We start from the raw sequence: 13,229 nt of genomic DNA on the forward strand, positions 1-13,229 counted from the left end.
CGATCAACGCGCGCAATTTCGCCGTCCCTTGTCGGCTGAACGGCCACAGTACCCAACTTGGCAGACTCGTTGGAGCATGTCCGACCCAATGGTCGCCAAGCATCCCAAAAAAAAACCCCGACCAATCAGGCCGGGGCTTCTTCAAACGTCAGTCAAAAGATCAAAACCGCTCGATCTTCGCCTCAGCCTCCAACTGCTTGCGATAAGCCGCAAAGTCCTGCTGCCCCTCACGGGAAGCCAGGAAGCGACGATATTGCACCTTCTCTTCTTCCGTCGGCGCAGCCGCTTCATTGACGCCATTCAGACGCACAATCATCAGACTGCCATCCGGCAACGTAACGCTGGAGAACGTCGGCTTGTCCTTGGCAGCCGGCTTCGGCATACGGAACAACGCCTGCAGCACAGCCGGATCAACACCTTCCTGAGCACGCGTGGCCGCTTCGGTGATCTTCCAGTTCTGGCCGTCAATCGCTTTGTCCAGCGGCGCCTTGCCATCGCGCAGATCAGCGATCAGCTTCTCGGCACGGGTCTTGGCCTCGGCACTGGCGTGCTCCTTGGTCAACTGAGCACGGATCGCCGCGCTCACGCTTTCCAGCGGCAGTTGCGCAGGCTTGAGATGCTCCTTGGCGCGCAACACGATCACGGTTTCCGGGTCCAGTTCGATAGCGGTGCTGTTGGCACCTTCATCAATCACTTCCGGGCTGAACGCGGCAGTGACCACCGCACGGTTGGCCGCGACACCTTCGCCACCTTCACGGCCGAACGGCTTGGAGGTGTGCACAGTCAGTTTCAGATCCGCTGCTGGCTGCGCCAGGTCAGAGGCTTCGAACGCCGAGTCTTCCAGTTGCTTGGTCGCCTCAACGAAACGCTGCTCGACCTGAGCCGCCTTCAATTCGCGGGTAAGCTTGTCTTTCAGACTAGCCAGGGTCGGCACCTCAGGCGCTTCCACGCCCAAAAGCTTGATCAGGTGATAACCAAAATCGGTACGAATCGGCTCAGACACCTGGTCTTTCGACAGCGCGTACAGCGCCTTTTCGAAGGCCGGATCGTAAACGCCAGGACCGGCGTAACCAAGGTCACCGCCATTGTTGGCCGAACCCGGATCCTGTGAAAACTCTTTGGCCAACACCTCGAATTTTTCACCCTTGGCCAGACGCGCCTGGACTTCGTCGATCTTCGCCTTGGCCTGCGCTTCGGTAGTCTTGTCGTTCACTTCGATGAGGATGTGCGCGGCACGACGCTGTTCCGACAGGTTGGCGATCTCTTTCTGGTACGCCGCCTCAAGATCTTCATCCTTGACCGCGACCTGATCAAAGAACGACGACTTCTTCAGCTCAACGTAATCGATGATCACCTGATCTGGCGTCATGAATTCCTTGGCATGTTCGTCGTAGTAAGCCTTGACCTCGTCATCGGTCAGCTTGACCGCAGCCGGGTCAGCCTTGACGTTGAGCGTGGCGAAATCGCGGGTCTGTTTTTCCAGACGGGCGAATGCCAGGACTTCGGCGTCGGTGACAAAACCGCTGCCGGCAACACCAGCGCGCAGCTGGCCGATCAGCATTTCCTGAGCCAGCATCTGGCGGAACTGCATACGGCTGTAACCCAGCTGGCGGATCACCTGATCGAAACGCTCGGAGCTGAACTTGCCGTCGACCTGAAATTCAGGCGTCTGCAGGATCACCTGATCCAGCGCGGCTTCGGAGAATGAGAACTTCGCCTGTTCGGCGCCTTGCAGCAGCAACTTGCGGTCGATCAGGCCTTTGAGAGCCGATTCGCGCAGCATTTTTTCGTCGAGCAAGGAAGCATCGAAGTCCTTGCCCAGCTGTTGCATCAGCTGACGGCGTTGCATATCAACGGCCTGGCTCAGCTCGTTCTGGCTGATTTCGTCACCGTTGACCTTGGCCGCCTCGTTCTTGTGAGTCGTGGCCTGGAAAATGGCATCGAAACCGGTCAGAGCCATCAGTGCAACGATGACTCCGATAATGGTCTTGGCAATCCAGCCTTGTGAATTGTCCCTGATATTCTGCAGCATGCGTCCCCCAGAAACGGTTGAACTTCAATTTATGCAACCGTGGAGCGTGGGTAGAATCCGGATAGAAGAAAGGCGCATCCGAGGATGCGCCTTCTCGTAACTGGCGGAGCGGACAGGGCTCGAACCCTCGATCCCGGCGTTACAGGTGCCTGGTCCAGCCACCTGCTCTACCGCTCCGCTGCCAAGTCAGGCTTGACCCCGACCCGGATGGGTAAAAACCTGAAAACTCAGTTAACAGCTTCTTTCAGTGCTTTACCGGCTTTGAAACCTGGCTTCTTGGCAGCCGGGATTTCCAGAGTCTTGCCGGTTTGCGGGTTGCGGCCGGTACGAGCCGGACGGTCAGTCACGGAGAAAGTACCGAAACCAACCAGAACAACGGAGTCGCCAGCCTTCAGAGCGCCAGTGACGGATTCGATAACAGCGTCCAGCGCACGGCCAGCAGCAGCTTTCGGGATATCAGCGGATGCAGCGATAGCATCAATCAGTTCCGACTTGTTCACTCTAAGTCCCCTTATATCTATTTTGAGATGTTTCTAAGTTTTTTGGTGAAAGCAAAAACGAGTGCTGAATGGCCTACAGACACTTAAGAGCCGCTTTATAACAAGGGCTCTAAAATGCTGTCAAGGAAAGCCCCCCAAGCTAAAACGTATTAATGCGTGCTAATTCTTTCCTTGGCATCAGACTCGCGTTTTTCGTCCTTGGCAACTATCTCCGGAGCCACATCCGGCAAGGGCTCCGGCGCGTATTGCAGCGCAATTTGCAGGACCTCGTCAATCCATTTAACCGGTTTGATCTGCAGATCCTGCTTGATATTGTCAGGAATCTCCTTCAGATCGCGGACGTTTTCTTCCGGAATAATCACAATCTTGATTCCACCGCGATGCGCGGCCAGCAGTTTTTCTTTTAAACCGCCGATTGCCAGAACCTGACCACGCAAGGTGATTTCACCCGTCATGGCGACATCGGCACGCACCGGAATGCCGGTCAACGCCGAGACCAACGCTGTACACATGCCCACGCCAGCACTTGGGCCATCTTTCGGTGTGGCACCTTCCGGCATGTGAATGTGGGTGTCGCGCTTCTCGTGGAAGTCCAGCGGGATGCCCAGGCTCTTGGCGCGGCTGCGTACCACAGTTTGTGCAGCAGTGATCGATTCGACCATCACATCACCGAGCGAACCGGTCTTGATCAATTGCCCTTTGCCCGGAATCACCGCGGCTTCAATCGTCAGCAATTCGCCACCGACCTGAGTCCACGCCAGGCCAGTCACCTGCCCCACCTGATCCTGCTGCTCAGCCAGCCCGTAGCGGAACTTGCGCACGCCGAGGAAATGCTCAAGCAGATCAGCTGTCACTTTCACCGAGAAACGTTTTTCCAGTGCATGCTCCTTGACGGCCTTGCGGCAGACCTTGGCAATCTGTCGCTCAAGACCACGCACGCCCGCTTCCCGGGTGTAGTAACGGATGATGTCGCGGATCGCTTCCTCATCAAATTCCAGCTCGCCCTTCTTCAGACCATTGGCAGCGATCTGTTTTGGCGACAGGTACTTCACGGCGATATTGATCTTCTCGTCTTCGGTATAGCCCGGCAGACGGATGACTTCCATCCGGTCCAGCAGTGCCGGTGGGATGTTCATCGAGTTCGAGGTGCACAGGAACATCACATCGGACAGGTCGTAATCGACTTCCAGGTAGTGATCGTTGAAATTGTGGTTTTGCTCCGGGTCGAGCACTTCCAGCAACGCCGATGCCGGGTCGCCACGCATGTCGCTGCCCATCTTGTCGATTTCATCGAGCAGGAACAGCGGGTTGCGGACACCCACTTTCGTCATCTTTTGAATCAATCTTCCCGGCATCGAACCAATGTAAGTCCGACGGTGACCACGAATTTCTGCTTCATCACGCACGCCGCCCAAGGCCATCCGTACAAATTTGCGGTTGGTGGCGTGAGCAATCGATTCTGCCAGCGAGGTTTTACCTACACCTGGCGGACCGACGAGGCACAACACCGGGCCACGGATCTTCTTCACGCGCTTCTGCACAGCGAGGTATTCAAGGATGCGTTCCTTGACCTCCTCGAGGCCGTAGTGATCAGCGTCGAGAATGTCTTCTGCACGGGCCAGGTCGAGGCGTACTTTGCTCTGCGCCTTCCACGGCACCTGGACCAGCCAGTCGATGTAGGAGCGCACCACGGTGGCTTCAGCCGACATCGGCGACATCTGCTTGAGCTTGTTCAGCTCGGCAGTGGCCTTGGCCATTGCATCTTTAGGCAGGCCGGCAGCATCAATGCGCTTTTTCAGCTCTTCGATTTCGTTGTGGCCTTCGTCGCCATCGCCGAGCTCTTTCTGAATGGCCTTCATCTGCTCATTCAGGTAGTACTCGCGCTGACTGCGCTCCATTTGCTTCTTGACGCGACCGCGGATGCGTTTCTCAACCTGCAACAGGTCGATCTCGGCATCCAGCAGCGCCAGCACGTGCTCGACACGCGCCGACAGATCGATGATTTCGAGGATTTCCTGCTTCTGCTCGATTTTCAGCGCCATGTGCGCAGCCATGGTATCGACCAGACGACCCGGCTCATCGATGCTGTTGAGTGACGACAGGACTTCAGCTGGGACCTTTTTGCCCAGCTGGACGTATTGTTCGAACTGCGACAGCAGAGTGCGCACGAAGACTTCCGACTCGCGCTCAGCGGCGTCGACTTCTTCAATCAGAGCGACTTCGGCGCGGCAGTGGCCATCGACTTCGCTGAAGCGTTCGACGGTGCCACGCTGCTCACCCTCGACCAGAACCTTGACGGTGCCATCAGGCAGTTTCAGCAGCTGCAGAACCGTGGCAATCGTACCTACGCGATAGAGAGCGTCTTCACCAGGATCATCGTCAGCCGGGTTTCTCTGGGCCAGCAGAAGAATCTGCTTGTCACCCGTCATCGCTGCCTCAAGGGCTTCGATGGATTTCTCGCGCCCCACGAACAGCGGGATAACCATGTGCGGATAAACCACAACATCACGCAATGGCAGGAGAGGCAATTCGATGGTTGTCTTCATGATTTCGCCTCTACGGCGGCCGTATGGCCGTAATCAGATGGAATTAAGCTTGAAACCAAGATGGGGGCTGCCTTGAAAAAAAACAAGCGTAAAGCGGATGTAAAAAACGACATAAAAAAAAAGAGGCCCGAAGGCCCCTTCTTTGTTGCGGCGCTGCGAACGCTTACGCGTCCGGAGCTGCCTTGGCCGTCGGCTCACTGTTTTCGTAGATATACAGTGGCTTGGACTTGCCCTCGATCACGCTTTCATCGATCACGACTTTGCTCACCTCGGACTGCGAGGGGATTTCATACATCGTGTCGAGCAGCACACCTTCGAGAATCGAGCGCAGGCCACGGGCACCGGTTTTACGTTCCAGGGCTCGCTTGGCGACCGACTTCAACGCGTCGGAACGGAATTCCAGATCCACGCCTTCCATCTCGAACAGCTTGGCATACTGTTTGGTCAAAGCATTTTTCGGCTCGGTGAGGATTTGCATCAGCGCAGCCTCGTCGAGTTCGTCCAGTGTCGCCAGGACCGGCAGACGACCGACGAATTCCGGGATCAGACCGAACTTGACCAGATCGTCAGGCTCGACTTCACGCAGGGACTCACCGACTTTCTTGCCTTCTTCCTTGCTGCGCACTTCAGCGTTGAAGCCGATGCCGCCTTTGGTGGAACGGTTCTGAATGACCTTTTCCAGGCCGGAGAACGCGCCACCGCAGATGAACAGGATGTTACGGGTGTCGACCTGCAGGAATTCCTGCTGCGGGTGCTTACGGCCACCTTGCGGCGGTACCGAAGCGACCGTGCCTTCGATCAACTTGAGCAAGGCCTGTTGCACGCCTTCACCGGAAACATCGCGGGTGATCGACGGGTTGTCGGACTTGCGGGAGATCTTGTCGATTTCGTCGATGTAGACAATGCCCATCTGAGCTTTCTCTACGTCGTAATCGCACTTCTGCAGCAGCTTCTGAATGATGTTCTCGACGTCTTCACCTACATAACCCGCCTCGGTAAGGGTGGTTGCGTCGGCGATGGTGAACGGAACGTTCAGCAAGCGGGCCAGTGTTTCGGCCAGCAGGGTTTTACCGGAGCCTGTCGGGCCGATCAGCAGAATGTTGCTCTTGCCGAGTTCGACGTCGTCAGCCTTCTTGTCACGCTGGTTCAGGCGCTTGTAGTGGTTGTACACCGCTACGGCCAGAACCTTTTTTGCACGCTCCTGACCAATGACGTACTGGTCAAGGATGCCGCTGATTTCTTTAGGCGAAGGCAATTTATGCGCGCTGCTTTCGGCCTGTGCTTCCTGCACCTCCTCGCGGATGATGTCATTGCACAGGTCGACGCACTCGTCGCAGATAAAGACCGAGGGGCCGGCAATCAATTTGCGCACTTCATGCTGGCTTTTGCCACAGAAGGAGCAATAGAGCAGCTTGCCGTTGTCCTCGCCGTTGCGGGTGTCAGTCATTCGTTCGATCCAAATCCGATAGGCTTGCAACACAAGATGAAGGCTATTGCGGGCTTTTTCAAGCCCGCCGCTGATCGGACATGCCGATCAGGCCTGTTTTGCGATGCTTATATTAAGCTGGACGCTGGTTGATCACTTCGTCGATCAGGCCGTATTCCTTCGCAGCTTCGGCACTCATGAAATTGTCGCGATTGGTGTCGCGCTCGATTTCTTCGAGAGTACGGCCGCTGTGCTTGGCCATCAGCATGTTCAGTCGCTCGCGGATGAAGAGGATTTCCTTGGCGTGGATTTCGATATCCGACGCCTGACCCTGGAAACCACCCAGTGGCTGGTGAATCATCACGCGCGAGTTTGGCAGGCAGAAACGCTTGCCCGGCGCACCTGCGGTGAGCAGGAATGCGCCCATGCTGCAGGCCTGACCGATGCAAGTGGTCGATACGTTCGGCTTGATGAACTGCATGGTGTCGTAGATCGACATGCCTGCAGTCACCGAACCGCCCGGCGAGTTGATGTACAGATGGATGTCCTTGTCCGGGTTTTCCGCTTCAAGGAACAGCAGTTGCGCACAGATCAGGTTGGCCATGTAGTCCTCTACCGGGCCCACCAGAAAGATCACTCGCTCCTTGAGCAGGCGCGAGTAGATGTCGTAGGCGCGTTCGCCACGAGCGGACTGCTCGACAACCATCGGGACCAGGCCGCCGGCGGCCTGGATATCAGAGTTCTGCTGAATATAAGAATTACGGAACATGCTCTGCAGTCGCTCCCAAATAGTTATGTCTTGAATACGCATAAGCCAGCTCGAGAGCTGGCTTATGGTGTGCACTTCTAACGCAAAATCAATCAGTCGGCTGCTGGAGCTTCTACCGGCTTGACTGCTTCTTCGTAGGAGACCGATTTGTCGGTCACACTAGCTTTCTGCAGAACAGTATCCACAACTTGTTCTTCCAGCACAACCGAACGCACTTCGTTCAGTTGCTGCTCGTTTTTGTAGTACCACGAGACGACCTGCTCTGGCTCCTGGTAAGCGGAAGCCATTTCCTGAATCATTTCGCGAACGCGAGCTTCATCAGGCTTGAGATCGAACTGCTTGACCACTTCAGCAACGATCAGGCCCAGCACAACGCGGCGTTTGGCTTGCTCTTCGAACAGCTCGGCCGGCAGTTGGTCTGGTTTGATGTTGCCGCCGAACTGCTGAACAGCCTGCACGCGCAGACGGTCAACTTCATTGGACAGCAGAGCCTTTGGCACTTCGATCGGGTTGGTGGCCAGCAGACCGTCCATGACCTGATTCTTGACCTTGGATTTGATCGCCTGACGCAGTTCACGCTCCATGTTCTTGCGAACTTCGGTGCGGAAACCGTCGATGCCGCTTTCCTTGATGCCGAATTGAGCGAAGAACTCTTCGTTCAGCTCAGGCAGCTTAGGCTCGGACACCGTGTTGACGGTCACGGTGAACTCGGCAGTTTTGCCAGCCAGGTCCAGGTTCTGATAGTCCTCAGGGAAGGTCAGATTCAGAACGCGTTCTTCGCCAGCTTTAGCGCCAACCAGGCCTTCTTCGAAGCCAGGGATCATGCGGCCGGAACCCAGTACCAGCTGAGTGCCCTTGGCGGAGCCGCCAGCGAACACTTCGCCGTCAACCTTGCCAACGAAATCGATGTTCAGTTGATCTTCGTTCTGGGCGGCACGGTCGGCCACTTCGAAACGAGTATTCTGCTTGCGCAGAATGTCGAGCATTTTGTCCAGGTCAGCGTCAGCCACTTCAGCGCTCAGGCGCTCAACGGTGATACCTTCGAAGCCGGCAACGGTGAATTCCGGGAACACTTCGAATACAGCTACGTATTCCAGATCCTTGCCCGCTTCGAGCGACTTAGGCTCGATCGAAGGCGAACCGGCAGGGTTGAGCTTCTGCTCAACCACGGCTTCGTAGAACGAAGACTGGATGACGTCGCCTACCGCTTCCTGACGAGCATCAGCACCGAAACGGCGCTTGATTTCGCTCATTGGCACTTTGCCTGGACGGAAGCCAGCAATTTTGGCCTTTTGGGCAGTCTGCTGCAGACGCTTGTTGACCTGAGTCTCGATGCGCTCTGCCGGCACGGTGACGCTCATGCGGCGCTCGAGAGCAGTAGTATTTTCAACAGAAACTTGCATGGATATTCCTCGTTGCACAGACGTTAGCCGGCCGTTTCCGACCCCAGAATCAAGGGCATGCATTCTAGTGGGTCAAACTCAAGAAGTCACCCTACTGGAAACGGGTAAAAAAACAGCAGGCAATTTATAGGGAGCGCTGCACGAATGCCGTGCACTCCACAGGCGAATACAAGTGCTCAGGTCAGGGCTCTGCATCAATGCTTCTATATATAGAAGCAACTATCAGATACGCCCCGACAGCCGCTCCAGCAAAACCGGAGCGACGAGCAGTTCAGCGTCATCCGATCCTTTAAAAGCGATGAAGTGCCCTGCCCCGCGACTCGGAATCGACTCTGGCCGGATTTCGAACCGCTAAAACAAAAAAGGCGCCAGACTGTTAAATCTGGCGCCTTTCGAAATATGGGGTGGACGATGGGGATCGAACCCACGACAACGGGAGTCACAATCCCGTGCTCTACCAACTGAGCTACGCCCACCATATTGCGTAACAAAAAAGCCAAATAACTTCTTTGTCGAAACCTCATCAGGCCCGAGGCACAGATGAAGCTTTATTTGGTGCGGATGAAGAGACTCGAACTCTTACGCCTCGCGGCGCTGGAACCTAAATCCAGTGTGTCTACCAATTCCACCACATCCGCGGATGAAGCTTTTAAAGCAAAGGCGCCAGACCGTTAAATCTGGCGCCTTTCGAAATATGGGGTGGACGATGGGGATCGAACCCACGACAACGGGAGTCACAATCCCGTGCTCTACCAACTGAGCTACGCCCACCATATCGCGTTACTTGTGCCAAAGCTGCCTAATGGCGCACCCGGCAGGACTCGAACCTGCGACCATCCGCTTAGAAGGCGGATGCTCTATCCAGCTGAGCTACGGGCGCCTTATTAATCTGTACTCTTAAAGGACTACAAACTAAGTGCTTTCCAGCGTCACAGAACCTTGATTCCGCTTCGCCTTCTTAACCAGTGCTAGGCTGTGCCCGACAAGTGCGACGAATAGTATAGAGCGCTCCAAAGGTCGTCAAATCCTTTTTGAAAAAAATTCATTTAATTAAAGGAGTTAGAGGAATTTGCTGACCAAGCGCCTTTGCCCTCACCGCTCGACATGCGAGAATGCGTTCTCATTTTTTCCCCTCTCGATGGTTAATCACGCGCAATGACTGCACAACTAATCGACGGCAAATCGATCGCCGCCAGCCTGCGCCAGCAGATCGCCCAACGAGTTGCCGAGCGTCGCCAGCAAGGCCTGCGCACCCCCGGCCTCGCGGTGATCCTGGTCGGCAGCGATCCTGCCTCTCAGGTTTATGTCTCGCACAAGCGTAAAGACTGTGAAGAGGTTGGCTTCCTCTCTCAAGCCTACGATCTGCCCTGCGACACGACTCAGGACGCCCTGACCGATCTGATCGATCGCCTTAATGACGACCCGGCCATCGATGGCGTTCTCCTGCAGTTGCCTCTGCCCGAACACCTCGACGCGTCCAAGCTGCTTGAGCGCATTCGCCCGGACAAAGACGTCGACGGTTTCCATCCGTACAACGTCGGCCGCCTGGCCCAGCGTATCCCGCTACTGCGTCCGTGCACCCCGAAAGGCATCATGACCCTGCTGGAAAGCACCGGGGCTGATCTCTACGGTATGGACGCTGTCGTTGTCGGCGCTTCAAACATCGTCGGTCGCCCCATGGCCATGGAATTGCTGCTAGCCGGCTGTACCGTCACCGTGACCCACCGCTTCACCAAGGATCTGGCCGGCCACGTCGGCCGCGCCGACCTGGTGGTCGTCGCCGCTGGCAAACCTGGCCTGGTCAAGGGCGAATGGATCAAGGAAGGCGCGATCGTGATCGACGTCGGCATCAACCGTCAGGACGACGGCAAACTGGTCGGTGACGTTGTATACGAAACTGCCCTGCCCCGCGCTGGCTGGATCACTCCAGTGCCTGGCGGCGTGGGTCCGATGACCCGCGCCTGCTTGCTGGAAAACACCCTGTATGCGGCAGAAACCCTGCACGTCTGACCGGTCTTTTCCGCTGCACAAGAACCCCGCCTCGTGCGGGGTTTTTCATGCCTGAGAAAAAACTCGAACCGTTCGCCGGAAACCGCTCTTTTTACAGGCATTTTCACGAGATTTTCAGGTCTTTAAAACAACCATCGACAGTTCTTCAGCCATACTCCTAAAATGCGCCGGCTTTAAGAAATAACCCGTTACAAACTAACGGTATATCCAACCTTTCAGAGTTCGCCCGCGTGAAAATTCGTCTCTCGATTCTGAGCCTGTTTTTTGCTGTTACAGGCACATTCATCACGCCAACGATCAACGCTGCGGAAACCACCGCTGCCCCACGCGACGCTTCGACTTTGAAGATCGCTTCCGGCAGCGCCCTGCTCATGGATATGCAGACCAACAAAGTCATTTATTCCAGCAACCCTGACGTGATCGTACCGATCGCCTCTGTCAGCAAGCTGATGACTGGCTTGGTGGTGGTGGAAGCTCGACAGAACATGGACGAATGGATCGATGTCGATATCAGGAACACCCCGGAAATGAAGGGTGTGTTCTCCCGGGTCAAACTCAAGAGCGAACTGCCGCGCCGCGATATGCTGCTGATCGCCTTGATGTCTTCGGAAAATCGCGCTGCCGCGAGCCTCGCCCACCATTATCCGGGTGGCTATGCCGCGTTTATCGCGGCGATGAACGCCAAGGCCAAGGCTCTGGGAATGACCAGCACTCACTTCGTCGAGCCGACCGGCCTGTCGGAGCGCAACGTTTCCACCGCTCGCGACCTGAGCAAATTGCTGGTGGCGGCGCACAAGCAGCCGCTACTTGTGCAACTGACCACCACCAAGGAAAAGACCGTGGCCTTCCGCAAGCCCAACTACACCTTGGGCTTTCGCAACACCGACCATTTGGTCAACAAGGCCGACTGGGACATAAAGATCACCAAGACCGGCTTCACCAATCCGGCCGGCCATTGCCTGGTTCTGGTGACGAAAATGGGCAACCGTCCGGTCGCCCTGGTGATTCTCGATGCGTTTGGCAAGTACACGCATTTTGCCGATGCCAGCCGTATCCGCAGCTGGGTCGAGACCGGGCGCAGCGCCGCTGTTCCTGCGGTGGCACAGCAATATAAAGCCGACAAGAACCTCAAAAGCCGTCAGAGCGGCGTAGTCGAAGCGGCGAAGTAGATCCAGCGGCAATGGAAAAGCCCCGAACGTTCGGGGCTTTTTTTCGTCTGCGCATCAGTCGTTGGGCAGCGGCATCTTGTCGTCATCGGGAATGCCATCGCCCGAGCTCGGCTCTGGCGAAACGTCCGGCGTCAGCACGTTTGGTCGCGCCAGCGGGTCGCGCATCGGACTGTCCGGATCCAGCACAGGGTCGACCTCCGGCTCCGGCGTGGTCGGCACGCTGTCGGGTTTTTGGTCATCGAAGCTTGAATCGGTACTCATACGCACCTCACATCAAGGTTTCAGATCGGCCATCGGATCGTAGGGCTTGGCCGGTTTCTTCGGATCTTCACCGGGCTCGACATCCAGCGGAGCCTTTGCCGGGCCAACGGGATCGACTTGCGGATCGTCAAGATCCGGCGAATCCGGATCGAATCCCAGATCATCACCCGAAGAGTGTTCGGATGAATGCGGGCCTTTCGGGGTTGAGGAATCTGCCATGTTGCCTCCTTGATACGCCCGCAACGCACGGGCACTGATCTTCAGAGGCTCGCCGGGCGCAGTCGTGCCCGGCAGATGACGAACGGAGCTCTACTGCGCCGCAAGCGCCTTTCGCGCCTGCGCCGCAGCGTTTTCTTCACCGGCCTGCGCCAGTTCATCGGCGGCTTTCAACCAACGGGCACGGTCGACGGATGCGGGAATCTGCGACGGTTTCTGAAGCAGAATCGCCCAGCCACCGGACTTCTCGAGCGCCGACTCAAAGCTGCCGAAATCCATCAATTGCCGACGATTCATGCCGGCACGCAGCAGGACCTTCTGTTTATTGCGGTCGTAGCCGGACAGGATTGCGTACCGCGGCTCGGCCCAGAATGCCGAACCTTCGCTGAAGCGCACCATGACCGGATAACCCGCAGCGACTTGGGTCAACAAGGCGGGCAGCCTGGCGTCCAACGGATAGACGACCAGGCCGTATTCGCGAGCGAGGTTCTGCATATTCTGCTGCAGTTTGTCCTCGGCACCCGGTAAGTGCAGCGGTTTTTGCAGCAGGCCCGGGGTAATGACGATGCCTTGTTGCGACAGCAAACTGGCCAGCACCTGTGGCCCACTCTGGTTGGCTTCGCCACGATAGAAAGTGCCGCTGAGTTCGACCCGTTCCGGCAAGCGTTTGACTTCCGGCGCCACATTGCCCGCACATCCGCCCAGCGCCGCCACGCAAACGGCGACCAACAGTGCACCGCGCACTCGAGAAAATACCTGCACCATCGTCACTCTCTTCCAGACGCCGGTCATCGTGTTCCGGCAACGCTCGCGATCATAGAGCCGCACCCGCCCCAGGTATAGCCTTAAACGGCAGACGCTGCGATTGCATAGAGCGAACTGATTGGTTGCTAACGA

At 56.6% G+C, this 13,229-nt stretch carries 11 protein-coding genes and 4 tRNA genes; 2 read left to right on the forward strand and 13 right to left on the reverse strand.

The window, feature by feature from the left end; translation table 11 throughout:
- Positions 1 to 160: 160 nt before the first annotated feature.
- The 10 genes from CXF97_RS14975 to CXF97_RS15020 form a co-directional block, all read right to left on the reverse strand.
- Complete coding sequence (locus CXF97_RS14975) at positions 161 to 2,032, reverse strand: SurA N-terminal domain-containing protein (RefSeq protein ID WP_101159164.1); 1,872 nt, start codon at positions 2,030 to 2,032, stop codon at positions 161 to 163.
- A gap of 227 nt (positions 2,033 to 2,259) precedes the next feature.
- Entirely contained in the window at positions 2,260 to 2,532 is a 273-nt protein-coding gene (locus tag CXF97_RS14980) for an HU family DNA-binding protein (protein ID WP_003183171.1), read from the reverse strand.
- 149 nt (positions 2,533 to 2,681) lie between these two features.
- Entirely contained in the window at positions 2,682 to 5,078 is a 2,397-nt protein-coding gene (lon, locus tag CXF97_RS14985; RefSeq protein WP_101159165.1) for an endopeptidase La, read from the reverse strand.
- A 163-nt stretch (positions 5,079 to 5,241) separates the two neighbouring features.
- On the reverse strand, positions 5,242 to 6,525 hold the full coding sequence (clpX, locus tag CXF97_RS14990; RefSeq protein WP_016775335.1) for an ATP-dependent Clp protease ATP-binding subunit ClpX: 1,284 nt from the start codon (positions 6,523 to 6,525) through the stop codon (positions 5,242 to 5,244).
- A 112-nt stretch (positions 6,526 to 6,637) separates the two neighbouring features.
- A complete protein-coding gene (gene clpP, locus CXF97_RS14995; protein WP_016775336.1) occupies positions 6,638 to 7,273 on the reverse strand; it encodes an ATP-dependent Clp endopeptidase proteolytic subunit ClpP in 636 nt (211 codons plus the stop codon).
- Between the two features lie 92 nt (positions 7,274 to 7,365).
- Positions 7,366 to 8,676, reverse strand: a complete 1,311-nt coding sequence (gene tig / locus CXF97_RS15000) for a trigger factor (RefSeq protein ID WP_016775337.1) — start codon at positions 8,674 to 8,676, stop codon at positions 7,366 to 7,368.
- Positions 8,677 to 9,076: 400 nt separating this feature from the next.
- Positions 9,077 to 9,152, reverse strand: a tRNA-His gene (locus CXF97_RS15005).
- A 77-nt stretch (positions 9,153 to 9,229) separates the two neighbouring features.
- A tRNA-Leu gene (locus CXF97_RS15010) sits at positions 9,230 to 9,314 on the reverse strand.
- A gap of 57 nt (positions 9,315 to 9,371) precedes the next feature.
- Positions 9,372 to 9,447 (reverse strand) — tRNA-His (locus CXF97_RS15015).
- Between the two features lie 32 nt (positions 9,448 to 9,479).
- Positions 9,480 to 9,556: transfer RNA gene (locus CXF97_RS15020), tRNA-Arg, on the reverse strand.
- Positions 9,557 to 9,831: 275 nt separating this feature from the next.
- Here CXF97_RS15020 and folD point away from each other — a divergent pair.
- Positions 9,832 to 10,686, forward strand: coding sequence for a bifunctional methylenetetrahydrofolate dehydrogenase/methenyltetrahydrofolate cyclohydrolase FolD (gene folD / locus CXF97_RS15025; RefSeq protein WP_101159166.1), 855 nt, complete (start codon positions 9,832 to 9,834; stop codon positions 10,684 to 10,686).
- A 230-nt stretch (positions 10,687 to 10,916) separates the two neighbouring features.
- Entirely contained in the window at positions 10,917 to 11,855 is a 939-nt protein-coding gene (gene pbpG / locus CXF97_RS15030) for a D-alanyl-D-alanine endopeptidase (protein WP_101159167.1), read from the forward strand.
- Positions 11,856 to 11,909: 54 nt separating this feature from the next.
- Here the strand turns inward: pbpG and CXF97_RS15035 are convergent, their stop codons facing one another.
- The 3 genes from CXF97_RS15035 to CXF97_RS15045 all read right to left on the reverse strand — a co-directional run bounded on the left by CXF97_RS15035 (position 11,910) and on the right by CXF97_RS15045 (position 13,097).
- The gene (locus tag CXF97_RS15035) at positions 11,910 to 12,116 is read right to left on the reverse strand and encodes a hypothetical protein (protein ID WP_101159168.1); all 207 of its coding nucleotides are present in this window, start codon (positions 12,114 to 12,116) and stop codon (positions 11,910 to 11,912) included.
- Between the two features lie 12 nt (positions 12,117 to 12,128).
- The gene (locus CXF97_RS15040) at positions 12,129 to 12,335 is read right to left on the reverse strand and encodes a DUF6021 family protein (RefSeq protein ID WP_101159169.1); all 207 of its coding nucleotides are present in this window, start codon (positions 12,333 to 12,335) and stop codon (positions 12,129 to 12,131) included.
- A 90-nt stretch (positions 12,336 to 12,425) separates the two neighbouring features.
- Entirely contained in the window at positions 12,426 to 13,097 is a 672-nt protein-coding gene (locus CXF97_RS15045) for a hypothetical protein (RefSeq protein WP_101159170.1), read from the reverse strand.
- Between the last annotated feature and the right edge of the window lie 132 nt (positions 13,098 to 13,229).

Source organism: Pseudomonas sp. Choline-02u-1, from assembly GCF_002836515.1.
Lineage (GTDB): Bacteria > Pseudomonadota > Gammaproteobacteria > Pseudomonadales > Pseudomonadaceae > Aquipseudomonas.